We start from the raw sequence: 25,751 nt of genomic DNA, 5'->3' as shown, positions 1-25,751 counted from the left end.
GGATTTACCTCCCGGTGGGGTACGGCAGCGACGGCATGGCAAAGAAGCCGGGCAGTGCCGCGATACGCGCCACCCAACGTTGGATTGCCGGGTAGGGTGCCAGCGAAATGCCCCCTTCCGGAGCTACCGCCACATAGCTGTAGCAGGCCAGATCGCCAATGGTGGCCTGTTGCGTTGCCAGAAACGCACGGTCGGTCAGATGTTGCTCCATCTGCGGCAGGAAGCGGGCGCTTATCGCCAGCGCGGCCTGATAATCCTCCGCCACCCCAAACTGGGCGATCAAACGAGCGGAAGCCGGCCCATAGCGGACTTCTCCCGCCGCTCTGGACAACCATGCTTGCACCTGTGCCGCGGCTGCCGGGTCTTCGGGTAACCAATGGCTACCTGGCGCGTAGCGTTTGACCAGATACAGCAAAATGGCGTTGCTGTCGGCCAGCGTCAGCTCGCCATCGACCAGCAACGGGATCTGACCAAAAGGGTTCAGCGCCAGAAAGGCTTCGCTTTGGCGTACCTCGGCAGGCGCTTCGATAAATTCATACGGCAGCTCGAGCATCCGCAACAGCAACGCCACGCGGTGGACGTGGCCGGAAAGCGGGGTACCGTACAGTTTTAGCTTTTGCATGCTCACACTCCTGAAGGATTTTCATTAGCATACTCTTGCGGTCAGTAGGCGAAATCCGGCAATCTGGAAATTGATAATTTCACTTTATGGAACAGTCTATGGATCGGTTGGACGAACTGGAGATTTTTGTGACGGTGATCCAGCACGGCAGTCTGGCCGCCGCCGGTCGCAAACTGCGGCGTTCCGCCCCGGCAGTGACCCGGGCTATCGCCTCGCTGGAGCAGCGTTTTGGTGCCCGACTGGTTGAACGCACCACCCGGAGGTTAGCTCCGACCGAGGCCGGGTTGCGGTTGGCGGAGCGTGCGCACTTGCTGCTGCATGAATATCAGTCGGCGGTGCTGGACACGGCGGATACCCAGCTCAGTGGCCTGCTGCGTATCACCTCGCCGGTGCAGTTCGGGCGTAAGCACGTGGCGCCGGTAGTGATGGCGTTTCTCGATCTCTATCCGCAGATGCAAATTGAAATGGTGCTCAACGATCGCAACCTGGATTTGATTGACGAGGGGCTGGACGTGGCGGTGCGTATCGGTCATTTGCAGGACTCTTCCCGCGTGGCGCGGCGGTTGGGGCAGGTCTCGCGGGTGACGGTCGCCAGCCCGGCCTATCTGGCACTGCGCGGCGAGCCAAAACAACCGGCGCAACTGGCCGATCATGACACCATTGTCGGCACCCAACGGGCGTCGCTGCGCGAATGGCGTTTTGGCCCGCAGGAGAACGGTGACAGGGTAAGGCTGACACCACGCCTGCTGCTTAATGAAGTCGAAACCCAACTGCTGGCGGCGCGAGCGGGTAAGGGCATCGCCCGGTTGTTGTCATATCAGGTGGCAGAGGATTTGGCGGCGGGGACGCTGGTGCGCCTGCTCCCGGCGTTTGAACCTTTGCCAATGCCGGTGCAACTGGTGGCGCAGAACATCCAACGCATGCCGCTAAAGGTAAGGACCTTTTGGGATTATGCCTGGCAAGAATTAAGTCAATTAGCGCAAATTCAGCCGGGAATAAAATAGCCATTAAGGCGCAATAAGTTTCACTGGTTAAACTTATTGCGCCGCAGAAAAGATTTATATTACCCTGCACGCATTGCTGCTGCTCCCTTCTTGACAATATTATTCCCGGTGCTAATAGTTAACGCATATCTTAAATAATAAACGAAGTTTAATATATGAAACTTTTGGCAGGGAGTTACGATAACGGTTCGACGGTGGACAATGAAGATCAGATCCTGACCTCATTCCAAACCCGCAGCCTGGCCGTTTATCAGCAAGTTCGCAGCGAACGCAATATTCCCTATGGCGATTCTCCCCGGGAAGTTTTTGATTGGTTATATTCTGACGGCCAACCCAAAGGCACGTTAATATTTATTCACGGCGGCTATTGGCAATTTTGCAGCAAGGACGATTTTGCCTTTATTGCCGCCGTGCCATTGTCATTGGGTTTTGACGTGGTGCTGCTGGAATATACGTTGGCCCCTCAGGCCAATCTGGACGATATTTGTCGGCAAACCGGCGCGGCGTTGAGTGCCATTCAACAACGGCTTGCGCCAAACAAGTCTGCGCCGGTTTACCTGTGTGGCCATTCTGCCGGTGGGCATCTGGCCAGTTATTGGCAGCATCATGCGGTGGTCGACGCGGTGTTACCGATCAGCGGTATTTTCGAGCTGGAGCCCTTGTTAACCAGCTACGTTAACCGGCAATTGCAGTTGACCCCGCAGCAAATAACCCAGTTGAGCCCGGTGAGGAATATCCCTGAGCATATCAAACCGATGACGCTATTTTACGGTGATGCCGAGCTGCCGGAGCTGATTGGCCAGTCGCAGTATTACTATGCCGCGCTTAAAGCCAAACACCTGCCCGTCAGCCTGGTCGCGGTTGCCGGTGCCAACCATTACAACGTGCTGGATTCGCTGTTCGCCAAAGGCGGAGCGCTGATCCGCCAGTTAACCACTACGGGGAAGTAAACCATGCGCACCATCATCGATACCGGCCTGCCGGAAATTGGCCAACCCTTTTCCTGGGCAACTAAAGGCGGCGGTATGCTATTCACTGCTCATGGCCCGGTCAGACCCGACGGCAGCATTGAAACCGGCGCGCCGGAAAAGCAGATTACCCTGACCTTTGATAACCTGGCACAGACGTTAAAAGCGGCAAATAGCCACAGCGACAATGTCTTGCAGGTCATTATTTATCTTACCGATGTGAATGACGTTAAATTACTCGATGAAATTTACAAGAAATACTTTAATTATCCTTACCCCAATCGTTCAACGGTGATCGTTGATAAATTGGTAGTGCCGGGAATGAAAATAGAGATTACCGTCAGCGCTACGGCCTAAAGCTTTATATAACCAGAACACCCACCTGCAAATTCATTAAATAATGAATTAAGGAATCGCTATGTTTAATCACATTGGCCGCTCGGCGGCCGATCCTATTATGTCGTTGATGGAAGCTTATTTACAGGATGAAAATACGCAGAAAGTGAATCTGGGTATTGGTCTTTATTACGATCAGCAGGGCAAGATCCCGCTGATGCAGGCGGTTGAGGCGGCCGAGCGGCAGTTGCTCGAGCAGCGTCGCCCGCACGGCTATCCGCCGATCGAAGGGTCGGCACTGTTCGCTCAACAGGTACAGACTTTGTTGTTCGGCGCGGCAGCGTTACCGTCCATTTGCACGGTACAGACCGTCGGCGGTTCCGGTGCCCTGAAGCTGGCAGCCGATTTTATCCATCACTACCTGTCCCGCCGTGACATCTGGGTGTCTGATCCTACCTGGGCCAACCATTGGGCGATCTTTGAGGGCGCCGGGCTGAACGTCCATACCTATCCGTATTTTGATGAGGCCAGCGGCGGTCTGCGGTTTGACGCCATGCTGGATACGCTGGACAGCCTGCCGGAAGGCAGCGTAGTGCTGCTACACCCTTGCTGTCATAACCCGACCGGTACCGATCTCAGTCAGGCACAGTGGCGTGCCACCCTTGAGGTGGTCCAGCGTCGTCGCCTGCTGCCGTTGTTCGATATCGCCTATCAGGGCTTTGGCGACGGTCTGGACGAGGACTGTTTCGTACTGCGTGAGGCGCTGAAAACCGATGTGGAATTCTTGGTCGCTAATTCGTTTTCGAAAAATGTCGCGCTGTATGGCCAGCGACTGGGCGGGCTTTCGGTACGCGGTGCCACCCCGGAGAGTGCGGCAAACGTCAAGGGGGCGCTGAAAACCTTGATCCGCCGCAGCTACTCCTGCCCGCCGACCCACGGCAGCCAGATTGTGGAAACCCTGTTGGCAGACGCCGGCCTGCGGCAGCAGTGGGAGAGCGAACTGGCCGGCATGCGGCAACGTATCAAACAGATGCGCCAAGTCCTGGCTAACGGGCTGGAAAAGGGCGGTTCGCCGTTGGACTACCGTCGCATTCGCGACCAGAAGGGCATGTTCAGTTACACCGGACTGAACCCACAACAGCTCGAGCGGCTGCGGCAAGATTACGCCATCTATCTGGTGGCCCCCGGCCGCATGTGTCTGCCTGGCCTGAACCAAAATAATGTCGACTACGTTACTGCCGCCATCCTGGATGTCACCCGTACTGCGTGAATAAGGTAGGACTGCCATGAAACAGATGAAAGGTTTTGAAGAAATTGCGCGGCGGCAGGGCGGTTTGAAGAAACAACTCACCGCCGGGCAGATGACCATGCTGGCGATAGGGGGGGCGATCGGCACCGGACTGTTTCTCGGCAGTGCCTATGCCATTCAGATGGCTGGTCCCAGCGTACTGTTGAGTTATTTTATCGGCGGCGTGGTGGCGCTGTTGCTGATGGGATGTCTGGCGGAGATGACTTCCGAACACCCAACGCCGGGCTCTTTCGGCGACTATGCCGAGTTTTACATCAGTCCGCTGTTCGGTTTTCTGGTGCGTTACTCCTACTGGTCCTGCGTAGTATTGGCGGTGGGCACCGAGGTGACCGCCATCGGTATGTATATGCAGTTCTGGTTCCCGACCACGCCGATTTGGCCGTGGGTTCTTTTGTTCTCCGCCGCGGTGATTTTCATCAACGTGATTGGCGTCAAGTCCTTCGGCCAGGTGGAGTATGCGTTGTCGACTATCAAGGTGGTCGCCATCGCGGCCTTTATCGCCATTGGTATCGGTATTCTGCTGTTTTCTGCTAACCCGGCCTTTGGTATTCACAACTTTACTGCCAACGGTGGCTTCTTCCCGTTTGGCGTCAAGGGCATGTGGTTCGCGGTGATCGTGTCGATTTTCAGCTACCTGAGCATTGAGATGATCGCGGTGGCCGCCGGTGAAGCCAAAAACCCGGTGATTGCGGTCAAAACCGCCTTCAAGGGCACCATCTTACGGCTGTTTATTTTTTACATGCTGTCGATTGCGCTGATGCTGGCGATCGTTCCCTGGCGGCAGTCCGGTACCGGCGAAAGCCCGTTCCTGATGGCGATGAATGTGATCCACCTGCCCGCCGCCGCCGGTATCTTCAACTTTATCGTGCTGGTGGCCGCGTTGTCGGCGATGAATAGCCAGTTGTATATCACCACCCGCATGATGTTCTCGCTGTCTCGCGCCGGGCAAGCACCGGCTGCGTTGGGGCGGGTCAGTAAACGCGGCATCCCGGTGAGTGCGCTGGCGATGTCGTGCATTGGCATTGTGGTGTCGATCGTACTGAGCCTGGTTTATCCGGAGAAATCCTTTGCCGCCATGATGTCGATCTCGGTGTACGGCGCCTGTTTCACCTGGCTGATGATTTTTGTCACCCACCTGTTTTTCCGCCGTCAGCACCGTCAAACCCACCTGAAATTCCGCATGTGGGGGTTCCCGTACACCACGTTGGCCGGTGCCGGTTTGATGGCGGCATTGTTGATCTCGACGGCGTTCACCGAGTTTTTCAAGATGACGCTGTGGTTTGGCATTCCGTTTACCCTGTTGCTGGTGGCGATCTACTTCTTCTATAGCCGCCATCAGCCGGTACCCGCCGCGATGGAGACTTCGGGGGTAGAGTAAAGTGGTTCGCTAAAAATGTGATTATCTGGCTCTGGCAGCAAACCACTTTAACCGGAGAATAAAGGATCTTTTGCCGATGTAGAGTGGTGTTGCCATGAGCAGTGAAACAGAAAAAAACCAGGTTATCGGCGGTAGCCGTCATTCGACGCAGGGTTGGGTCAACGGCTTTTTGGGTATGTTGATTTTTAGCGGTTCTTTGCCCGCCACGCGCCTGGCAGTGCAGGAGTTTGATCCGCTGTTCCTGACCGCGATGCGGGCGGTGCTGGCAGCCTTGTTAGCCCTCTGTGCCTTGGGGTTGATGCGTCAACGCCGGCCACGGCGTCATGACATCGCGCCCCTGGTGTTGGTGGCTATCGGGGTGGTGATCGGTTTTCCTTTACTGACGGCATTGGCCTTACAGCACACCACTTCGGCGCATGCACTGGTGTATATCGGGCTGTTGCCCTTGGCGACCGCCTGTTTTGGCGTGCTGCGCGGGGGAGAACGCCCGAAAATCGCTTTCTGGCTGTTCTCGGTGTTGGGCAGCCTGCTGGTGGGGGCTTTCGCACTGAGTCAGGGGGCGGGCGCTTCCTGGGCCGGTGACCTGCTGATGGTGGCTGCGGTACTGCTTTGCGGTCTGGGTTACGCGGAAGGCGCAATATTGACGCGTAAACTCGGTGGCTGGCAGGTGATCTCCTGGGCGCTGGTAGTGGCCTTACCGCTGACGGCCATGGTGGCCATTGGGGCAGCGCCTGCGGATTGGCCGCAGGTCAGCGTCGGGGCCTGGCTTTCTCTGGGCTATATTTCGCTGTTCAGCATGTGGATTGGCTTTATCTTCTGGTATCGCGGTTTGGCGCTGGGCGGCATTGCTGCGGTGGGGCAACTGCAATTGCTACAGCCCTTTTTTGGTCTGGCGCTGGCCGGGCTGGTGCTGCATGAAACCATCCAACCCTCGATGCTGGCGGTCATGGCCGGGGTGCTGGTCTGCGTGTACGGCGCGAAGCGGTTTTCCCGTTAAACCGGGCAAGATAATGCCTGAGACCCCTTCACTTAAACACGATATTAGGGGAAAACGGGGGATGGGGTTCCCGCAGGGACGCCCCACCCCCGGGTCGCCCCGGGTATCTCAATCTCGCCGCTTTACTCTGCCTCGGCTAACGTCACCAGCACCTGATTCAGCCGTTGAGTGGCTTGATGGATTTGCAACTCATCGTAGCCGCCCAATCCGAGTATCAAGCCGCTTTTCCCGCTGCCGACGGCATACATCGGCGACAGTGCGCTAACCGCCACCCCGGCTTCGGCGGCACGGCGAACGACCTGTTGGTCATCCAGTCCCGCCTTCAACCACAACACCAGATGCATGCCCTGATCGCTGGGGTGCAGGGCGGCCAGCCCGGCAGAAACATGGGCATTGATGGCTTCGGTTAATACCCGCCGTTTTTCCGCATACACGCTGCGCATGCGGCGGATATGGCGATCCAGATGCCCCTGCGCCATAAAACTGGCCAGCACGTGCTGATCGGCGCTGGGTGGGTGGCGATCCATCAGCACTCGCGCACCGCAGAAGGCATCCACCAAGGGTTTGGGCAGGATGGCATAACCCAGGCGTAATGAAGGGAAAAGGATCTTGCTGAAGGTGCCCAGATAGACAACTCTGGCCGGATCCAGCCCCTGCAAAGAGGGAAACGGATGGCCGGAGTAACGCATTTCACTGTCGTAATCGTCTTCGACAATCCAGGCCCGCTGCTGCTTGGCCCAGGCCAGTAGTTCGAGCCGGCGCGACATGCTCATCGGCATGCACAGCGGGTATTGGTGAGAAGGGGTGACAAAAACGGCCTTGGCCTGTGGCGCGATTTTGCTGCCTGCCACCACGTCTATCCCTTCGGCATCGACCGGGACTCTGGCCATCAGCCGGTCGCGGAATACGCTATTGAAGATGGCGGTAATACCGTGATAGGCCGGATCTTCCACCCAGGCGGTGTCACCGGCATCCAGCAGGATTTGCGTGGCCAGATACAACCCTTGTTGAGTGCCGGAAGTGATCATCACCTGTTCCGGCGTACAGAGCACCGAACGGGACTTGCGGACATATTCACAGACGGCCTTGCGTAGCGGCAACGCACCCAGCGGCTCGCCATAACCGGCGGGGGCACCGGGCCCGCGCGCGCGGACACGGTTGCCGAGGCGACGCCAGACATCATCGGGCGCGGTATCATTGATTGGCACCGAGACGGTAAAGGGGACCGGCGGCAGTGGCCGTAACTGGCTGGCAAATTGCGCTAATGCCTGCGCCTGGCTGGAAAGGGTTATGTCACAAATATCAGCGCTGTTGGCCGGTACAGGCGGCTGGCGGTGAAGTGACAGGGCGACACGGGTACCCGAACCGGGCTGCGCTTCCAGAAAACCTTCCGCCGTCAGTTGTTCGAAGGCGGTCAGCACCGTGCCTCTGGCCAGCCGCAACGCGCCCGCCAGCACGCGGGTTGAAGGCAAGGGATCGCCGGGCTTCAGTTCGCCTTTATTGATCGCGGCCCGCAGTGCCTGGGCAAGTTGCAGACTAAGCTGCCCCGCCTGACGATCAAGCTCGCCGATGGCGGGGACTTCCACCGTTTTAGCCGTTCTGGGCATAAATTCCGGTCCAGATAAAAGAAGTTAAACAGGGGTTTCACTGTAAACCACTTTGGCTTGAAACGGCGCTTTTTTACCCGGCTTAAAGCTGACTTTTTGGGATCAGATGGTCGCCAAAACTCAACCGCTGACGGCCCGGTTCGATTTCGGTCAGTGGAGCCACTTCCCGCAGTGAGGAGCGACAGCGCAGCACCAGGTCATGATATTCACGCGTACCGGCCACTTTCCACGCCAGCTCCTGCTCGGTCAGGTCGCGCAACACCCGCGCAGGACTACCGATTACCAGCTTGTTGGCTTCAATCACCGCGGCGGCTTTGACGAACGCCATGGCACCGACGATGGTGTTTTCACCGATCTCCGCACCGTCCATGATCACCGCGTTCATACCGACCATGGCATTACGGCGGATGCGGCAACCGTGCAGGATCGCGCCGTGGCCGATATGCCCGTCCTGTTCCACCACGGTGTCCTGCTGCGGAAAACCGTGCATCACGCAGTTGTCCTGAATATTGGCACCATCGCCGATCACCAGTCGGCCAAAGTCGCCGCGCAGGCTGGCATTGGGGCCGATATACACCCGTTTGCCGACGATCACATCGCCAATCAGCACCGCGGTCGGGTGCACATAGCTGCTGGGGTCTACCACTGGCGTCAGGCCGTCAATCTGATACACGGGCATAGCAAAAGCTCCTTAAAGTGAAAGATCACGCGGCAAGCCGCCAAAGCGTCGGTAATAACCGGCCGCCGGGGCGGGCAGAGCGCCGATAGTGGTTTCTGCCAGCGTGCTGACATACTCGGTCGCGGCACGATCCACCCGCTGATAAATATTGATGCACAGGTTGCGGGCGATCTGCCCCTCCCACTGGACGGGCAATAAAGCATCCGGCAGCAGGGGATCTTTCAGCACCACGCGGCGGAAGAAGTGGATCAATAATAGCTTAATCTGGAAACAGCGCTGGGGCGTCAGCAGCGCATCGTCGGTTTCGCGCAGCAGTGTCATTAGCGGGCGGAAAGAGACGATAAACTCATGATAATCGGCGGCCACGTCGCCCAAAGCCCAGCAGTTGGCCACCAGCTGTTGCAGGGTTTGCTCGGAACGGTTGTAAGGGTAGTCGGCGCGAAAGTAGATCACCTGTTCGCTGGCGTTAAGCTCGCCGAGCAGGGCGGTGACGTCGGTTTGTGCATGGGTGGGGGCCGCCATCAGGTTATTGGCGATTTGGCCGAAGCCCAGCCAGCCCAGCTCTTTTTTCAGCCGTGCCCGCTCGCTTTTTTCCGCGCTTTCCAGCAACAGCAGATCCCATTTACCGTCCCAGGCCGGTGGCTCGCTAAGGTAGATTTTCGACTCGGCGTGGCGGAATTGGCGCATGCCCTGATCGGTCACCCGATAGAAGCTGCGGCGGCCGATTTTTTCGACTGCCAGCCAGCCCTCTTTTTGCAGGCGAAATACCGAAGTGCGCACAAAGCGGTCACCAAAACCTAGTGCTTCCAGCAGCGCGCTCAGGCTGCCGAGCCACACCTCGCCGCCGCGATGGCTAAGCGCATCGCCGTACAGGGAGATAATCAGTGAGGTACCGCTGATCGGCTGCGCGTCTATAGCATGGCGGATAAACTCATCCAGTTTATGTTCCATATTTTTCCATGGGTTAGCCGACGATGAGACACAACATTACCACAAATTATTGTGGCGTCATCCGTGACGCCGGCGGGATCAGCGTGGTCGCAGATCGACCACCCGCTGGGCTTTGCCTTCCGAACGGGGAATATCACCGCAGTTGGCAATGCTGACGTCAGTGCTGACGCCGATAATCGACTTGATATGGTGGCGCAGCTGGTGGCAAATCTCACAGCGCTGCTGGTGGCTGAGGCTGAGCGCCGCCTCTTTCAATTCAACGCGTACCGCCAGGGTATCCAGGTGTCCGCTGCGGCTGACCTGCAGCTGGTAGTGCGGTGACAGCTGTTCGAACTGCATGATTTGTTCTTCCACCTGCGATGGGAACACATTGACGCCACGGATGATCAGCATGTCGTCAGAGCGGCCGGTGATTTTCCCCATGCGGCGCATCTGGCGGGCATCGCCGGGCAGCAGGCGGGTGAGATCGCGGGTGCGATAACGGATCACCGGCAGCGCCTCTTTGGTCAGGGTGGTGAACACCAGTTCACCGTGCTGGCCGTCCGGCAGGACAAGGCCGGTCTCCGGGCAGATGATTTCCGGCAGGAAGTGGTCTTCCCAGATGGTCGGGCCGCCACCGCTTTCGGCACATTCCATCGCTACCCCTGGCCCCATCACTTCTGACAGACCATAAATATCCAGCGCCTTGATGCCCATGCGGCTTTCAATTTCGTGCCGCAGCGCTTCGGTCCAGGGTTCTGCGCCAAACACCCCCAGACGCAATGAGCAGCCACGGGCATCGCCGCCCATTTTGCGTTCCAGTTCGTCGATCAGCGTTAAACAATAGGACGGCGTCACCATGATCACGTCAGGTTTGAAATCCAGGATCAGCTGCGCCTGCCTTTCGGTTTGGCCGCCGGACATCGGGATCACTGTGGCCCCGAGTCGTTCCGCGCCATAGTGAGCGCCTAGCCCACCGGTAAACAGGCCATAGCCGTAGGCCACGTGCACCTTGTCTTTGGCGGTGGCACCGGCGGCGCGCAGGCTGCGGGCGACGATATCGGCCCAGTTATCGATATCCCGCTGGGTATAACCGACCACCGTTGGTCGGCCGGTGGTGCCCGACGAAGCGTGAATGCGCACTACCTGTTCCATTGGCACCGCAAAGGTGTCGAACGGGTAGTTGTCGCGCAAGTCCTGTTTGGTGGTGTAGGGGAAGCGGGTCAGGTCGCTCAACTGTTTGAGATCGTCGGGATGTACGCCCGCCTGATCGAACTTGCGTTTGTACATCGGCACATTGTTATAGGCATGGTGCAGCGTCCATTTCAGACGTTCCAGTTGCAGCGCTTCAATCTCATCACGCGAGGCGAACTCAATGGCGTCGAGTGGCTGTGGATTTGTGGTCATAATTAGCCTCGGGGGTCAGACTCGCTCAATGATCATGGCGATGCCTTGGCCGACGCCGATGCACATGGTGCAAAGCGCGTAGCGGCCGGAACGCCGTTCCAGTTCAAACAGGGCGGCCAGCGCCAGACGTGCACCGCTCATCCCCAACGGATGGCCAAGGGCAATGGCGCCGCCGTTAGGATTCACCTGCGGGGCGTCATCCGGCAGGCCAAGCTGGCGTAGTACCGCCAGCGCCTGGGCGGCAAACGCCTCATTAAGTTCGATCACGTCCATTTGCGCCAGTTTCAGCCCAGCCAATTCCAGCACCTTGCGGGTGGCCGGCAGCGGCCCGATGCCCATCAAACCGGGTTCGACGCCGCAGGTAGCGGTAGCGACGATGCGCGCACGTGGCGTTAAGCCCTGGCTGACGGCCATCGCCTCCGAGGCGACGATCAGCGCTGCGGCACCGTCGTTCAAGCCGGAAGCGTTACCGGCGGTCACGGTACCGGGTTGGCGGAACGGCGTTTTTAACCCCTGCAATTGTTCCAGCCGGGTGTCTGCGCGTGGGTGTTCATCCTGGCTGAACAGCGTCACCGCACCTTTTTTACCGCTGAGGCTGACCGGCACGATCTCCTGTGCCAGTAAACCCAACTCCTGCGCCCGGGCCGCCCGCTGCTGGCTACGCAACGCGAAGGCGTCCTGATCGGCGCGACTGATATTGAACTGTGCCGCCACGTTTTCGGCGGTTTCCGGCATTGAGTCGGTGCCGTACTGCGCCTGCATCAGCGGGTTGATAAAGCGCCAACCCAGGGTGGTGTCATACAGCTGCGCCTGGCGACTGAAGGCCGTGTCGGCCTTACGCATCACCAGCGGCGCGCGGGTCATGGATTCCGCACCACCGGCCAGCACCAACCCGGCTTCCCCGGCCTTGATGCTGCGTGCCGCCATGGCCAGCGCGTCCAATCCTGAACCGCACAGACGGTTGACGGTGGTGCCGGAAACGTTCACCGGCAGGCCCGCCAGCAATGCCGCCATGCGCGCCAGATTGCGGTTATCTTCCCCGGCCTGATTGGCGCAGCCGAGGATCACATCATCCACTAACGACCAGTCCACCTGAGGGTGGCGTGCTACCAGGGCACGCAGCGGCAGCGCGGCCAAATCATCGGCCCGCACGTGGGCCAATGCGCCACCGTAACGGCCAATCGGCGTACGGACGCCATCGCAGATAAACGCCTGACTCATGGTTGTTCCCCTAAAATGGCATGGCCGAGGCGATGCGCACGCCCGCGAAACCAGGCGACGGTTTTGCCCAATTGATTGACGATTTCCACGTCGTACAGCCCGGTGGTTTTGCCCTGATGACGGACTTCCGCACTGGCGGTCAGACGATCGCCGGCCAGCGCCGGGCGGATAAACTCGATATTGCAGCCGGACGCCACCGCCGCCAGCCCCTGGCTGTTGCAGGCATAGGCGAAGGCGGTGTCCGCCAGGCTGAACAGTTGGCCGCCGTGGCAGGTCTGGTGGCCGTTGAGCATCTGCGGGCCAACGGTCATGCTGACCCGGGCGAAACCGGCATCGACCGCATCCACCCGCATCCCCATCGCCTGGGCGCAGGTATCCTGCTGGAACATCTGTTCGGCGCAGCGTTGTGCCAGCGCGTGGGGCGTATTGGCGTTCATTGTTGGGCTCCTGAAGAGAGGGATGCGTAATGGCGCAACAGCGGCATTGGGCGGTAGCGGGGCTCGCCGTAGTGGTGTTGCAGATTTTCCAGCGTGGTCAGGATTTGTCGCCAGCCCAGGGCGGCGGCCCATTCCAACGGACCGCGTGGGTAGTTGACGCCGCAGCGCATGGCCTGGTCGGTATCCTCGGCACTGGCGACGCCCTTGTTCACCACGTCGAGCGCTTCATTTGCCAGCATGGCGAGGGTGCGCATCACCAACAGGCCGGGGTAGTCCGGCAAGGCGATCACCTTCTTGCCGAGAGATTGCAGCAGGCGAACCACGCTGGCGTTGTGACGGGCATCGTTTTGCGCTGCGCAGCTGATAGCAACGGTGGAGGCCTGCGAGTAGTTGGCGGACAGATCAAACAGCACCACGGGGGTTCCGGTTTCATCGGCGACTTGGCTGGCTGTTTTACCATTCGTTAACATCAATGTAACTTCATCGATCCGGGCAATGGCACTGGTCTGGCCAGATTGTTTGATCGACTCCGCATTTCCGGCCAGTAACTCGCTCAGCACGGCCATACCCTGCGGATCCCCATGCAGCGTGACGCTGCGCGCTAATGCCGCCGTGGAAGGAGGCAGCACCGCAGCGACCGGCGTTTGCTGATCGCCATAGCGATAAAACCCCCGGCCGCTTTTGCGACCAAGACGCCCGGCCGCCACCAGTTCCTGCTGCACCAGCGACGGGGTAAAGCGGGGATCCTGGAAGAATGCCTGAAACACCGATTCGGTCACGGCGTAATTGATGTCCTGACCAATCATATCGGTCAGTTGCAGCGGTCCCATGGCGAAGCCGCCCGCGTCGCGCATCACCGCATCCAGCGTGGCGGCGTCGGCGACCTGTTCTTCCAGTGCGCGCAGGGTTTCGGCGTAAAACGGTCGCGCTACCCGATTGACGATAAACCCCGGCGTGGAGCGGCACAGCACGCTTTGTTTGCCCCATTGCCGGGTTAGCGTTTGCAGCGTGGCGAGGGTTTCGGCACTGGTGTCCAGCCCGCTGACGATCTCTACCAGTTTCATCAGCGGTGCCGGGTTGAAGAAGTGCAGCCCGGCCAGCCGCTGTGGATGCTGCAACGCACCGGCGATCGCGGTTATCGACAGCGACGAGGTGTTGCTGGCAAACAGCGTGGCGGGCGAGCACAGGGCTTCCAGATCGCGGAACAGGCTTTGTTTGATCGCCAGCTTCTCCGCTACCGCCTCTATCACCAGCGCACTGTCGGCCAGCGGGTGTAGCGAATCTACCGGCTGAATGCGTGCCAGCAAGGCTTCGGTGACCGCGGCATCGGCCTTACCGGCCGCCACCCGTTGACGCAGCCGCTGGGCGAGCACGTTGAGCGCCTGCCGGGCAGCGGAGGCGTCGATATCAAACAGCTGCACGGGATGCCCGGCAGCGGCGGCCACCTGGGCGATGCCGATGCCCATGGTACCGGCACCTATCACCGCGACCCTGGCGTTGAAGTTCGGCTGGCTCATGGTTATTTCCCGCTGAAAGAAGGAGGGCGCTTGGCGAAGAAGGCGCTGACCCCTTCACGGTAATCGTCGCTGCGGCCGCCGAGACGCTGCAGATCGCGTTCTAAATCGAGCTGCTGATCGAGGGTGTTGCTGGCCGAACTGTAGAGGGCTTTTTTAATCAACCCCAGCCCGTAGGTCGGTTGGGTCGCCAGATGCTGCGCCAGCGTTTGGCTGGTGGCGGCCAGTTCATCCGCAGGCACCACCTGCCAGATCATCCCCCAGGCCAGCGCCTGTTGTGCGCTGATTTTATCCCCCAGCATCGCCATGCCCATGGCACGGGCATGGCCCGCCAGGCGCGGCAGGAACCAACTGCCACCGGAGTCCGGCACCAGCCCCAGACGGCAGAATGACTGGATAAAGTTGGCATTGTCGGCGGCGATCACGATATCGCAGGCCAGTGCCAGGGCGGCCCCGGCCCCCGCCGCCACGCCGTTGACCGCGCAGACTACCGGCTTCGGCAAGGCGGTCAGGCGGCGGATCAGCGGGTTGTAGAAGCGTTCTACCGACAGGCCCAGATCCGGTGCCTGTTGTTCAACGCTGACGTTGCGATCGTTCAGATCCTGCCCGGCGCAAAACCCGCGTCCGGCACCGGTGATCAGCAGGCAGCGCACGCTGTCGTCGCGTTCGGCGAGGGTCAGCGCTTCGCTAAGCTGGCGGTGCATCTCGTCGTTAAAGCTGTTGAGCCGGTCCGGCCGGTTGAGGGTCAGGGTCAGCACCCCGGCTTCCAGATGGGTGAGAATCAATGCGTTATCCATAAATCAGCGCCCCTGATAGTTTGGCGTACGTTTTTCGAAGAAGGCGGCGATGCCTTCACGGCGATCGTCGGTGGCGGCCAGGGTGACAAACTGCTGGCGCTCAATGGCAAGCCCCTGGCTAAGGCCGGTTTCTTCAGCCTGTTTCAATGCCTGTTTGGCGGCGCGTAATGCCAGCGGCGCCTGCAGGCTGATATGTTCGGCAATCTGTTGCGTGCGTTCCAGCGTCAGCGCATCGACACAGACTTCGCTGACCAGGCCGCTTTGTAGTGCACAGGTGGCGTTGATGGCTTCACCGGTCAGAACCATCTGGCTGGCGCGCGATTTGCCGACGCAGCGTATCAGGCGCTGGGTGCCACCGGCCCCCGGCATCAGGCCGAGGGTGATTTCCGGCAGGCCGAAGCGGGCGCTTTCACCGCAGATAATGATGTCGCAGGCCAGCGCCAGTTCGCAGCCGGCGCCCAGCGCATAGCCGTTTACCGCCGCCAGCAGCGGTTTGCTGAACTGGGCCAGCCGCTGCCACAGCAGTGGGCGGCGATCCGTCAGCGCGGCAGGCAGATCTTGTTTTTGCAGCTCATGCAGATCGGCACCGGCGGCAAAGAAGCGGGGGGCACCGGCAATCACCACGGCGCCCACGCTGACATCGGCATCAGCCTGTTCCAGCCAATAAACCAGCTGTTCCAGGCAGGGGGTATTCAGGGCGTTGCGGGCCTCTGGACGCTGTAACGTCAGGGTCATCACGCGCTGTTGGCGTTGTTGCAGGATCAACGGGGTTTCCATGGTCGGTTCCTATACGTCAAAGTCCAGGACCACGCCGTCGCCGCGTGGCCACGACTGGCAGCTTAATACGTACCCGGCGGCCAACTGATCCGGCTCCAGGCTGTAGTTGACGGCCATATCCACCTGACCGGCCTTCAATCGGCATTTACAGGTGGCGCACACGCCGCCTTTGCAGGCGTAGGGCAGATCGGCACCCTGGCGCAGCGCTGCATCCAGAATGCTGTCATCCTGCGCACTCACTTCGATATTCAAGCGGCGGCCGTCCAGCAGAATTTCCACCTGGGTAGCATTGCGGCTGGCGTCATTGACCGGGCGGGCAACCATGCCACTGGTGTTAAAGCGTTCGCTGTGAATGTGCCCGGCAGGTACGCCGGCCTGTTCAAGTACGCTCTGGGCGTCGTCCATCATGCTTTCCGGCCCGCAGATAAAGGCGTGGTCATAGTCACGGTAATCCAGCAGGGTGTCGCCGATCGCCAGCAGGTGCTCACGGTCGATACGGCCGCTGAGCAGCGGGCTGTCGAGGCTCTCCTGGCTGAACATGTACAGTGGCTGAAAGCGTTGCGGGTAGCGGTTCTTCAGATCGCACAGCGCCTCTTTGAACATCACCGAACGGCTGCTGCGGTTGCCGTAAATCAGCGTGAAACTGCTGAGGGGTTCGAGTTGCAGCGTGGCTTTGATGATCGACAGCATCGGCGTAATGCCCGAGCCGGCCGCAATCGCCAGATAGTTACCGCAGTTTTCTGCCTGTGGCTGATAGCCGAAACGTCCCTGCGGCACCATTACCTCCAGGGCGTCACCGACTTTCAGCAGGCGATTAACGAACGAGGAGAAGCGGCCCTGATGAATGGCTTTAACGCCGATCTGCAGCAACCCTTCCTGCGGCGAGCTGCAAATGGAGTAGCAGCGGCGCAGCTCTTCGCCGTCGACCAGCGCCTTCAACGTCAGATGCTGGCCGGGCGTATAGCAATAGTGACTTTTCAGTTCTTCGGGCACCCGCAGAGTGATGGCTACGGCGTCCGGCGTTTCGCGCTCGATGGCGGCGACGTTCAGGCGATGGAAGACCGTCATGGTTTTTCCTAAATGCATTTGAAGTAGTCAAAGGGTTCACGGCAATCGCAGCAGCGGTACAGCGCCTTGCAGGCGGTAGAGCCGAATTCGCTGATTTTCTCGCTGTGGGTGCTGCCGCAACGCGGGCAGGGCACCGGGTCGTGCGCCAGCGGTTTGTCACAGGTATGGCCCTGAGGCGGTGCGACGCCGTATTCCCGCAGTCGCTCACGCGCAGCCGCATTCATCCAGTCGGTGGTCCAGGCGGGGCTGAGTTGGATGGTCACTCTCACCGGACTGAAACCGGCTTCGGCCAGCCGTTGTTCGATCGCTTCGAGCAGAAACTCGGTGGCGGGGCAGCCGGAGTAGGTTGGCGTAAAGGTAATATGCCAGCCGTGCCCCACGGCTTCGACGTCGCGCACCATGCCCAGATCGGTAATCGACAGCACCGGCAGTTCCGGATCGCTGATCTGTTGCAGGCAGTGCCAGATTTGCGGGATTTCGGCGGCCTGCAGCCGGGTAATGTTCATCACGGCCTCCTACCAATTAGCGTTGGGATAGGCGCGTTGCAGAAACTGCATCTCCGCCAGCAGTGGGCCGAGGTGCTCGCTGTGCTGCCCCTGTTTGCCACCGTGACGGAAGGCCTGTTCGGCCGGCAGTTGCAGGTTGGCCTGTTGCAAGGTGTCGCTCACCAGTGCCAGCCACGGCGCTTCAAGCTGGCGCGGATCGGCGGCAATACCCTGTTCTGCCAGTTGCAGCTCCAGCTCATCGGCGTGAAACAGCTCGGCGGTAAAGCGCCACAGATTGTCCAGCGACTGCTGAATTTTTTGCTGACTGAGCGGGCTGCCGTCACCGAGGCGGATCATCCAGCCGCGGCTGAAGCGCAGGTGGTAATGCGCCTCTTTGAGGGACTTGGCGGCAATGGCGGCCAGTTGCGCATCGCGGCTGTGGCTCAGTGCCTGATGCAGTTGCACGTGGTAGGCATCCATCAGGAACTGGCGCACCAGCGTGTCGTTGAAACCGCCGTTGGGCTGTTCCGCCAACAGCAGGTTGTGAAACTCACGTTCGTCACGGCCGAAGGCCAGGCGATCTTCGCTGTATTGCGGGCCGGCCAATTCGGCGGCATAACCGAGAAAGTTGCGTGCCTGGCCGAGCAGATCCAGGCCAATATTCGCCAGCGCCAGGTCAATCTCCAGCTCCGGCGCGTGGCCGCACCAGGCGCACAGTCGCTGAGCGAGGATCAGTGGCGTATCGCCCTGACGTAAAATATAAGTAATTCGCGGATCGGTAAGGGTCATGGCCGCCTCTACATGTTCTTGATGCCGTCGGGAATGGTGTAGAACGTCGGATGACGGTAGATCTTGTCATCGGACGGATCAAAGAAGGCTTCGCGGTCTTCCGGCTGCGAGGCGATCAGATGGCTGGACTGCACCACCCAGATGGAGCAGCCTTCGTTGCGGCGGGTATAGGCGTCGCGGGCATTCTCCAGCGCCATCTGGTCATCGGCGGCGTGCAGGCTGCCGACGTGACGGTGCGCCAGTCCTTGTTTGCTGCGGATAAACACTTCATACAGCGGCCATTCAACGTGTGTCATCATCGGTTCCTTTTAGGCGGCGGTTGAGGTGTTTTTGGACGCGTGAGCCAGGGCACCTTCGCGGACCCAGGCACCTTCGTCCCAGGCGCGACGTTTGGCCTGCAGCCGCTCGTGGTTGCATTGCCCGCGGCCTTTGATCACCTCGTGCAGTTCACTCCAGTCGATTTCGCCGAAGCGATAGTGGCCGGCGGCTTCGTCCCATGCCAAATCCGCATCCGGGGCCGTCATGCCCAGGGCTTCCAGCTGCGGCACGGTGTTGTCGACAAACTTCTGCCGCAGCTCGTCGTTGCTGTGGCGTTTGATCTTCCACGCCATGCTTTGCGCGCTGTGCGGTGAATCGGTGTCGCTTGGGCCGAACATCATCAGCACTGGCCACCAGAAGCGGTTAATCGCGTCCTGCAGCATGGCTTGCTGTTGCTTACTGCCGTTGGCCATCGCCATCACGGCCTCGTAACCCTGACGCTGGTGGAAGCTCTCTTCCTTGCAAATTTTCACCATCGCCCGCGCATAAGGGCCGTAAGAAGCACGGCACAGCGCGACTTGGTTGACGATCGCTGCGCCGTCTACCAGCCAGCCAATCACCCCGATATCCGCCCAGTTGAGCGTCGGGTAATTGAAGATCGAGGAGTATTTCATCTTGCCGTCGAGCATTTTCTGGTAGATGTCCTGGCGCGAGCAGCCCAGGGTTTCGGCGGCACTGTACAGATACAGGCCGTGCCCGGCTTCGTCTTGCACCTTGGCCAGTAACACCGCTTTGCGGCGCAGGGTCGGCGCCCTCGTCAGCCAGTTGGCCTCCGGCAACATGCCAACCACTTCGGAGTGGGCATGCTGGCCAATCTGGCGGATCAGGTTTTGGCGGTAGGCCTCCGGCATCCAGTCTTTGGCCTCGATGGAGGTATCCGCCGCAATCTTGTCGTCGAAGTGTTGCTGATATTGCGCGTCAGTTGTCATGCTTGCCTCTTGGTGATTCGTATTTTTCACATTAAACATAAAAATGTGAATCACGTTAACTAACCATAAGGCTACAAACTGATAACAAAAAGATCAAACGACATTTATGTGGTTTTGCGATGGCACTCACAGGTGTTTTTGTTATTTGATTGTTATTTATCAGTATTTAAAATTAAAAAGCGGCAGGGAATGACCGGCTTAGCGCGCTAAAACCCGCTGGTGTTCTATTTTTGTTAAATTTCATCCAAGAGAAAACTGGACAATACCTGATACGTAATTAATCCTTGTGGTGTAAATTTATGAATTCCGGAGGAGCCATGCAGCAGTTACACAGTTATCTTTCTGGCGGTTGGGTGTTCGGCCAGGGAGCCGCCCGTGAAATCCATCATGCCGTTACCGGCGAAGCGCTGTATCAGGTTTGTTCCGACGGGTTGCCGCTGGCTGCCAGCCTGGCGTATGCGCGCAGCAAGGGCGGCAGGGCGCTGGCACAAATGACCTTCCAGCAGCGCGCGCAAATGATGAAAGCGGTAGCCAAATACCTGTTGGCGCATAAAGAAGCGCTGTATGAGATTTCGTATCAGACCGGCGCGACCCGCAGTGACGGCTGGGTAGATATAGAAGGCGGTATCGCCACGCTGTTTGCCTATGCCGGTCTGGCGGGGCGTGAACTGCCGGACGATACCCTGTGGCCGGAAGATGAGCTGATCCCTCTGTCCAAACAGGCGCAGTTCGCCGCCCGGCATGTACTGACTTCACGCCCAGGCGTGGCGCTGCATATCAATGCCTTCAACTTTCCCTGCTGGGGGATGCTGGAAAAGCTGGCTCCGACCTGGCTGGCGGGTATGCCGGCGATCATCAAGCCGGCAACCGCCACAGCGCAGTTAACCCAGGCGATGGTCAGGCTGATTATCGACAGTGGCCTGGTGCCGGAAGGCGCGTTGCAACTGGTGTGCGGCGGTATCGGCGATATGTTTGACCATCTCGATTATCAGGACGCGGTGACCTTTACCGGCTCGGCACAGACCGGTCAGTGGCTACGTGCCCATCCGCGCCTGTTGGAAAAATCCATTGCCTTCACCATGGAGGCCGATTCGCTCAACTGCTGTGTGCTGGGGGAAGACGTTACGCCGCAGATGCCGGAATTTGCGCTGTTTATCAAAGAAGTGTGCCGCGAGATGACTGCCAAGGCCGGGCAAAAATGCACCGCTATCCGGCGGATTATCGTGCCGGCGAAGCGGGTCGCTGAAGTGCAGCAGGCGCTGTTGCAGCGGTTGGCCGGCGTTACGGTGGGTGATCCTAAACTGGAGCAGGTACGCATGGGGGCGCTGGTCAGCCACGAACAGCGCGATGACGTACAGCAGAAGGTCGATTTCCTGCTGCATAACGGCTGTGAGCCACTGTGTGGCGCAGTGGCGGATAAACTGGCGGTGCTGGGCGAAGAGGCCGCCAGGGGGGCATTTTACCCGGTCACGCTGTTGTACTGCGCGGATCCCTTTACTCATCAGGCGGTGCATGGAACCGAGGCGTTCGGGCCGGTGGCGACACTGATGCCTTATCAGCATACCGAACAGGCGATTGAACTGGCATTGCTGGGACAGGGCAGCCTGGCAGGGTCTTTGGTGACCGCCGATGAAGCGCTGGCAACGCAGTTTATCCGCGCCACCGCCTGTGCCCACGGCCGCATGCTGATCCTGGATCAACAGGCGGCAGCGGAATCAACCGGCCACGGTTCACCTCTGCCGATGCTGGTGCACGGCGGACCAGGACGGGCCGGTGGCGGCGAGGAGCTGGGCGGGCTGCGGGCGGTAAAACACTATATGCAACGCACGGCGATCCAGGGCAGTCCGGCGATGCTGGCGGCGATCGGCCGTGAGTGGGTGCGTGGGGCGACGGTAGTTGAGGACCCGGTTCATCCGTTCCGCAAATACTTTGAACAGCTGCGGCTGGGGGACAGCCTGCTCACCGCACGCCGCACCGTGACCGAAGCCGACATTGTTAACTTTGCCTGCCTGAGCGGCGACCATTTCTATGCCCATATGGATAAGATCGGTGCTGCCGAGTCACTGTTTGGCGAGCGGGTGGCGCACGGCTACTTTGTGGTTTCTGCCGCTGCCGGGCTGTTTGTCGATCCGGGTGTGGGGCCGGTGATCGCCAACTACGGCATGGAAAATCTGCGTTTTATCGAACCGGTGAAAATTGGCGATACCATTCAGGTACGGTTGACCTGCAAGAAGAAAATCCGCAAGCCGCAAAAAACCGCTGAAGATCGTCCGCACGGCGTGGTGGTGTGGGATGTTCAGGTGCTCAACCAGCATCAGCAGGCGGTGGCGTTGTACAGTATTCTGACCCTGGTGGCGCGCCAGCAAGGGGATTTTGAGGCGGCAGGCTGAGAGGGCAACAGCAGGGGATGCCCTGCTGTTGGAAGCGGTTTAAAGCAAGGGTTGCTGTAGCAAGGTTTCCAGCATCTTCAGCGGTGATTGCTGTGGGTTTTTCATGGCGTCGACCGGCAGCAGGAAGGTCTGTTCCAGCATAAACTGGCCGGCCATCGCCGCATGCGGGGTTTGATCGGAAAAACAAATCCAACTGCTGCCCGGTGGCAGGTCGAGTGCCAACTGCGGGCTTTGCTGCTGGTAGTTCTGGTCAGCCTTCATCGCATCATGCAGTTGCAGCATCAGGTGGTCGTAATGACTGCGGCGGCGCTTGGTGATACCGACTTTATGTTGCAGCCAGCTGTTCAATGGCGAATAGCGCGGCAGCCGCGGCATAAAGCGTCGCGCCAATTGGGGAAAGGGTTCGCCGATGCGCCATTGGCGGTGTTCACCGTGGGGATTGATGTTGGTGAAAATACGCAGGATACGTTCACCCAGGTTGGGGCGCGAAGGGAAAGCGTCGACGTGCAGACGACTGTCGTCTTTACGCCATGAGCTGGTCGCACGCCAGGCCGATACCGGGTGCAGGCGCAGGCTGTTGGCCGGCGTATGCAAGGTTTGCTGATAGTGAGGCAACAGCCCGGCGATCAGCTGCCGACTGGCCTGATAATAACGTTCCAGCAGTGCCTGCACCTGTGGCCGTTGCGCGGCTATGGCTATGCCGGATAATTTGTGAGTCTCTGGCCAATAGCTGATGTTTTTACGTTTTATATCTACCAGTGCGGGATCCAATAACGTTATTTCATCGTCTAATAATGGAAAGTTTAACTCGGGTAAAAACAGGATTTTCCCTTGCTCCAGCGCCTCGACGGCGGTGAGGGAAAGGGGAGTGGGATCACTGTCCCACTGCTGCTGTGGCAAGATTATCAACGCCTGCTCTGGCGTAAGGTTATCCGCGCGCATAATATCTCCTTGCGAATGGGTAATATTTTAATTGTTTTTATTTGAAATGATTTATATCCAGCAGGAATGAATTTGGAATTAAAATAAATGCTATTAATAAGCTGGATGACGTGATGCTAGCATTATTAAAATGCACCAAAAAGTAAACAGACATTAAACGGCAGGGTAATGGCACGAATGGGTAAAATAGACTGGGCTGAAATCAATTAAATTTCATCGGTAATCAATTAAAGATATAAATTAGTTTTTATGTTTTTAATCAGTGGGTTGGCTTTATTTTTGTCGATTGTCCGGCGTTTATCCTGGGCCGCCCTGGTCAGAGACGGCCCCGGCAGATTAAGCGGTATAAATACGGTTTTTACCCTGGGCCTTGGCTTGATACAGGGCGCTGTCCGCCTGATTGATAAAGCTCATTGGCGTGTCGTTATACATATGTGGCACCTTGGCATAGATACCTATGCTGATGGTGACGATACCATGCGGGTTGCCCTGATGCGGGATTTTCAAATCGCGCACCGCTTCGATGACGCGCTCGGCGAAAATCAGTGCCCCCTGAACGTCGGTATCCGGCAATATAATGGCCATTTCCTCTCCGCCGTAACGGGCCATAATATCATTACTGCGGCTGGCCATTCCCTTGAGCATTTGCCCGATCTGTTGCAGACACTGGTCACCGGCGACGTGGCCGTAGATGTCGTTATATTGCTTGAAACAGTCGATATCCAACATCAGCAGCGCCACGCTGCGGTAATTGCGAGAAGCGCGCATCAGCTCATTCTTCAAGGCGATATCAAACTGGCGGCGGTTGGCCAGGCCAGTCAGGCCGTCCAGCAATGCCAGCTCCTCCAGCGTCCGATTGATGCTGGTGAGCTGATCGCGAGTGCGCATCAGTTCGGCTTCGGTGCGCACGCTGTGGTTAATTTGACGCATCAGCACCAGCCCCATCGCCAGCAGAATGGCCAGCAGGGTGGCACCGCCGAGGGCAAACACGCTGGAATCATTACGCCAGTCGGATAGCGCATCTTGCTTCGATAACCCGGCGGCGATCACCAGCGGATAGCGGTTGACCCGCGAATAGCCATAAATCCGCTCTACCTTGTCGTAACGGGAGGTGATAGTGGCATTGCCGAATTCGGAGTGCGGCAGAATCTCACGGAACAGCACGCCCTCGGCGATATTCTTGCCGATGGCGTTAAGGGAGTAAGGGCGACGGTAGAGAATGGTGCCGTCAGCCAGTAACAGGTTGAGTGAAGCGTCACTGTTCAGTGCAAAGGTATCGTAGAACTGGCGGAAATAATCGACATACAGCGTGGCCAGTATCACTCCGGCAAAGCTGCCGTCCGGGTTGTTGATACGGCGTGATACCGGAATGATCAAATCGCCGGTAGAGCGGCTGCGTACCACCTTGCCGATATAGATCGCGTTACTGTTGTGATCGAGGTGATATTTAAAATACTCGCGGTCGGCGTTATTGGCGTTTTGTACGAACCGGCCCGATGAGGTGACGATCCAATTGCCACGGGCGTCGTAAACAAACAGGCCATGCAACTGGGGCTGATTGCCCACCTGTGTTTGCATCACTTTCTGCAGTCGCAGCAGGGGGTGTTGAGCCAGGCCGTCAATTTGAATACGTTCGCTCAGGTCAGACAGCGTGCTGTCTGTCTGCATAAAGGTATCGTCGGCATGCTGCGCTAACGCGCGGGCCAGATTGGCGGATTCCAGTTCGGCGCTTTGCAAGTCGCGTTGATAGGCATTCCAAATCTGCCAGGCGTTAAACAGCACCAGCGTGACGGCAACGATGACGACGAACACGCCGGCCTGAAATAATAACGGGGAATTTTTACCGTTGCGTGGCCGTTCGGCATCCTGCGGTTGCTGCTGTGTCATGTCACCCTTGCTGTAAAATATTCAAATCGCGCTAAGAACAATCCTACATCTTATTCGTTAATCACCTGGACCACTACTCCTTAAACGGTGAAAATGAATAAGTTGTTGAGGGCAGAGGAAGAATATATTGGCTCCGATTATATCCTTCGCGCTAAACCGGCGGAGAGAATACAGGGATCGCTTGCATGTCTGACTACATCATTATTACTTTGTTGACGCTGGTGGTTTATTACCCGCTGACCCTGGGAGTGCTGGCGTTAATGATCGCCTTTGCCTGGCGGCAGCGTAAGTCGCCTTATTGGCGTTTGGGATTGGTGCTGTTGACGGCGTTGTTTGTGCTGTTCGCCATGGCGGCCTATGACTGGTATCGCTATAACTGAGGATTGCTGCTGCGATGTTCGCTATTGGTGGCGCACACCGCAGCGGGATGACGGGCTATTCAACGTTAACCATCCAGTTGACGCCAAACTGGTCGGTCAGCATGCCAAAACCTTTGGCCCAGAAGGTGGACTGGTAAGGCATGGTCACCTGGCCGCCCTGCGACAGTTTTTCAAACAGTTCGCGGCCTTGCTCCACGGTCGTCGGGTTGAGTGACAGGGCAAATCCTTTGTGTGATGCGTCGGCGCCATCTTGTGGGCAGCCATCCGAGGCCATCAGCGCCGTTTCACCGATCAGCAGCCGGGCATGCATGATGGACTCCGGATTGACATCCTGCGGGTTGCCCTGTTTGGCTTCCTCGGGCATCTCTTTGTAACGCATCATCATTTCAAGCGTCGCACCTAGCTGCTGCACGTAAAAGTTCACCGCCTGTTCACAGTTACCGCTAAAGAACAAATAGGGTTGAATCACCATGACATTGACCTCTGTTATGGCCCGTCTGGGCGTTTAGCGGCCGGCGGGCAGGGAGCAATAGTTTCGATTTGCGACTATCGCCGTTGGAAACTTACAAGTGTAGTGCGA

Annotated in this window: 26 protein-coding genes; 8 read left to right on the top strand and 18 right to left on the bottom strand. The window is 58.5% G+C overall.

Going from position 1 to position 25,751, the window contains the following annotated elements:
* Positions 1 to 4: 4 nt before the first annotated feature.
* Complete coding sequence (locus BEI65_RS19720) at positions 5 to 622, bottom strand: glutathione S-transferase family protein (RefSeq protein ID WP_099064758.1); 618 nt, start codon at positions 620 to 622, stop codon at positions 5 to 7.
* Between the two features lie 98 nt (positions 623 to 720).
* Between BEI65_RS19720 and BEI65_RS19715 the strand changes: the two genes are divergently transcribed.
* The 6 genes from BEI65_RS19715 (at position 721) to BEI65_RS19690 (ending at position 6,614) form a co-directional block, all read left to right on the top strand.
* A complete protein-coding gene (locus BEI65_RS19715) occupies positions 721 to 1,626 on the top strand; it encodes a LysR family transcriptional regulator (RefSeq protein ID WP_099064757.1) in 906 nt (301 codons plus the stop codon).
* Positions 1,627 to 1,781: 155 nt separating this feature from the next.
* Positions 1,782 to 2,576 carry an alpha/beta hydrolase gene (locus BEI65_RS19710; protein WP_099064756.1) on the top strand — a complete coding sequence of 265 codons (795 nt, stop codon included), beginning with the start codon at positions 1,782 to 1,784 and terminating at the stop codon, positions 2,574 to 2,576.
* Positions 2,577 to 2,579: 3 nt separating this feature from the next.
* Complete coding sequence (locus BEI65_RS19705) at positions 2,580 to 2,951, top strand: RidA family protein (RefSeq protein WP_085117432.1); 372 nt, start codon at positions 2,580 to 2,582, stop codon at positions 2,949 to 2,951.
* A gap of 61 nt (positions 2,952 to 3,012) precedes the next feature.
* Positions 3,013 to 4,200: an amino acid aminotransferase gene (locus BEI65_RS19700; RefSeq protein ID WP_099064755.1), complete on the top strand. Its 1,188-nt coding sequence runs from the start codon at positions 3,013 to 3,015 to the stop codon at positions 4,198 to 4,200.
* Between the two features lie 16 nt (positions 4,201 to 4,216).
* Positions 4,217 to 5,617: an amino acid permease gene (locus tag BEI65_RS19695; protein ID WP_099064754.1), complete on the top strand. Its 1,401-nt coding sequence runs from the start codon at positions 4,217 to 4,219 to the stop codon at positions 5,615 to 5,617.
* A gap of 94 nt (positions 5,618 to 5,711) precedes the next feature.
* Positions 5,712 to 6,614 carry a DMT family transporter gene (locus BEI65_RS19690; protein WP_099064753.1) on the top strand — a complete coding sequence of 301 codons (903 nt, stop codon included), beginning with the start codon at positions 5,712 to 5,714 and terminating at the stop codon, positions 6,612 to 6,614.
* Positions 6,615 to 6,736: 122 nt separating this feature from the next.
* On the opposite strand, the gene BEI65_RS19685 is transcribed toward BEI65_RS19690, so the two are convergent.
* The 14 genes from BEI65_RS19685 to paaA all read right to left on the bottom strand — a co-directional run bounded on the left by BEI65_RS19685 (position 6,737) and on the right by paaA (position 19,572).
* Entirely contained in the window at positions 6,737 to 8,221 is a 1,485-nt protein-coding gene (locus BEI65_RS19685) for a PLP-dependent aminotransferase family protein (protein ID WP_099064752.1), read from the bottom strand.
* An 82-nt stretch (positions 8,222 to 8,303) separates the two neighbouring features.
* Positions 8,304 to 8,900, bottom strand: coding sequence for a phenylacetic acid degradation protein PaaY (gene paaY / locus BEI65_RS19680; protein ID WP_085117428.1), 597 nt, complete (start codon positions 8,898 to 8,900; stop codon positions 8,304 to 8,306).
* Between the two features lie 12 nt (positions 8,901 to 8,912).
* Positions 8,913 to 9,851: a phenylacetic acid degradation operon negative regulatory protein PaaX gene (paaX, locus tag BEI65_RS19675; protein WP_099064751.1), complete on the bottom strand. Its 939-nt coding sequence runs from the start codon at positions 9,849 to 9,851 to the stop codon at positions 8,913 to 8,915.
* 78 nt (positions 9,852 to 9,929) lie between these two features.
* Entirely contained in the window at positions 9,930 to 11,237 is a 1,308-nt protein-coding gene (gene paaK, locus BEI65_RS19670; RefSeq protein ID WP_099064750.1) for a phenylacetate--CoA ligase PaaK, read from the bottom strand.
* Between the two features lie 15 nt (positions 11,238 to 11,252).
* Positions 11,253 to 12,458 (bottom strand): 3-oxoadipyl-CoA thiolase, encoded by a 1,206-nt coding sequence (gene pcaF / locus BEI65_RS19665; protein WP_099064749.1) that lies wholly within the window; start codon positions 12,456 to 12,458, stop codon positions 11,253 to 11,255.
* A complete protein-coding gene (gene paaI / locus BEI65_RS19660) occupies positions 12,455 to 12,895 on the bottom strand; it encodes a hydroxyphenylacetyl-CoA thioesterase PaaI (protein ID WP_099064748.1) in 441 nt (146 codons plus the stop codon). The genes pcaF and paaI overlap by 4 nt, the downstream gene beginning before the upstream one ends.
* On the bottom strand, positions 12,892 to 14,412 hold the full coding sequence (locus BEI65_RS19655) for a 3-hydroxyacyl-CoA dehydrogenase (RefSeq protein WP_099064747.1): 1,521 nt from the start codon (positions 14,410 to 14,412) through the stop codon (positions 12,892 to 12,894). The genes paaI and BEI65_RS19655 overlap by 4 nt, the downstream gene beginning before the upstream one ends.
* 2 nt (positions 14,413 to 14,414) lie before the next feature.
* Positions 14,415 to 15,206, bottom strand: coding sequence for a 2-(1,2-epoxy-1,2-dihydrophenyl)acetyl-CoA isomerase PaaG (gene paaG / locus BEI65_RS19650; protein WP_099064746.1), 792 nt, complete (start codon positions 15,204 to 15,206; stop codon positions 14,415 to 14,417).
* A gap of 3 nt (positions 15,207 to 15,209) precedes the next feature.
* Positions 15,210 to 15,983 (bottom strand): 2,3-dehydroadipyl-CoA hydratase PaaF, encoded by a 774-nt coding sequence (gene paaF, locus BEI65_RS19645; protein WP_099064745.1) that lies wholly within the window; start codon positions 15,981 to 15,983, stop codon positions 15,210 to 15,212.
* Positions 15,984 to 15,992: 9 nt separating this feature from the next.
* Complete coding sequence (gene paaE, locus BEI65_RS19640; RefSeq protein ID WP_099064744.1) at positions 15,993 to 17,051, bottom strand: 1,2-phenylacetyl-CoA epoxidase subunit PaaE; 1,059 nt, start codon at positions 17,049 to 17,051, stop codon at positions 15,993 to 15,995.
* Positions 17,052 to 17,059: 8 nt separating this feature from the next.
* Positions 17,060 to 17,557 carry a 1,2-phenylacetyl-CoA epoxidase subunit PaaD gene (paaD, locus tag BEI65_RS19635; protein WP_099064743.1) on the bottom strand — a complete coding sequence of 166 codons (498 nt, stop codon included), beginning with the start codon at positions 17,555 to 17,557 and terminating at the stop codon, positions 17,060 to 17,062.
* A gap of 9 nt (positions 17,558 to 17,566) precedes the next feature.
* On the bottom strand, positions 17,567 to 18,325 hold the full coding sequence (gene paaC / locus BEI65_RS19630; RefSeq protein ID WP_099064742.1) for a 1,2-phenylacetyl-CoA epoxidase subunit PaaC: 759 nt from the start codon (positions 18,323 to 18,325) through the stop codon (positions 17,567 to 17,569).
* Positions 18,326 to 18,333: 8 nt separating this feature from the next.
* Positions 18,334 to 18,621, bottom strand: a complete 288-nt coding sequence (gene paaB / locus BEI65_RS19625) for a 1,2-phenylacetyl-CoA epoxidase subunit PaaB (protein ID WP_017893307.1) — start codon at positions 18,619 to 18,621, stop codon at positions 18,334 to 18,336.
* Positions 18,622 to 18,633: 12 nt separating this feature from the next.
* On the bottom strand, positions 18,634 to 19,572 hold the full coding sequence (paaA, locus tag BEI65_RS19620; RefSeq protein WP_232519124.1) for a 1,2-phenylacetyl-CoA epoxidase subunit PaaA: 939 nt from the start codon (positions 19,570 to 19,572) through the stop codon (positions 18,634 to 18,636).
* 317 nt (positions 19,573 to 19,889) lie between these two features.
* Between paaA and paaZ the strand changes: the two genes are divergently transcribed.
* Positions 19,890 to 21,962, top strand: coding sequence for a phenylacetic acid degradation bifunctional protein PaaZ (gene paaZ / locus BEI65_RS19615; RefSeq protein WP_099064741.1), 2,073 nt, complete (start codon positions 19,890 to 19,892; stop codon positions 21,960 to 21,962).
* 39 nt (positions 21,963 to 22,001) lie between these two features.
* Here the strand turns inward: paaZ and BEI65_RS19610 are convergent, their stop codons facing one another.
* A complete protein-coding gene (locus BEI65_RS19610) occupies positions 22,002 to 22,904 on the bottom strand; it encodes a Kdo hydroxylase family protein (protein ID WP_099064740.1) in 903 nt (300 codons plus the stop codon).
* A gap of 336 nt (positions 22,905 to 23,240) precedes the next feature.
* Positions 23,241 to 24,791 carry a GGDEF domain-containing protein gene (locus BEI65_RS19605; protein WP_099064739.1) on the bottom strand — a complete coding sequence of 517 codons (1,551 nt, stop codon included), beginning with the start codon at positions 24,789 to 24,791 and terminating at the stop codon, positions 23,241 to 23,243.
* 185 nt (positions 24,792 to 24,976) lie between these two features.
* Between BEI65_RS19605 and BEI65_RS19600 the strand changes: the two genes are divergently transcribed.
* A complete protein-coding gene (locus BEI65_RS19600) occupies positions 24,977 to 25,171 on the top strand; it encodes a hypothetical protein (RefSeq protein WP_099064738.1) in 195 nt (64 codons plus the stop codon).
* Between the two features lie 55 nt (positions 25,172 to 25,226).
* On the opposite strand, the gene BEI65_RS19595 is transcribed toward BEI65_RS19600, so the two are convergent.
* The gene (locus BEI65_RS19595; protein ID WP_099064737.1) at positions 25,227 to 25,643 is read right to left on the bottom strand and encodes a VOC family protein; all 417 of its coding nucleotides are present in this window, start codon (positions 25,641 to 25,643) and stop codon (positions 25,227 to 25,229) included.
* Positions 25,644 to 25,751 lie beyond the last annotated feature (108 nt).

It is taken from the genome of Serratia sp. BW106 (genome assembly GCF_002607755.1).
Taxonomy (GTDB): domain Bacteria; phylum Pseudomonadota; class Gammaproteobacteria; order Enterobacterales; family Enterobacteriaceae; genus Serratia; species Serratia proteamaculans.
The sequence above is the reverse complement of the archived record's forward strand: the minus strand, read 5'-3'. Positions and strand labels throughout refer to the sequence as shown.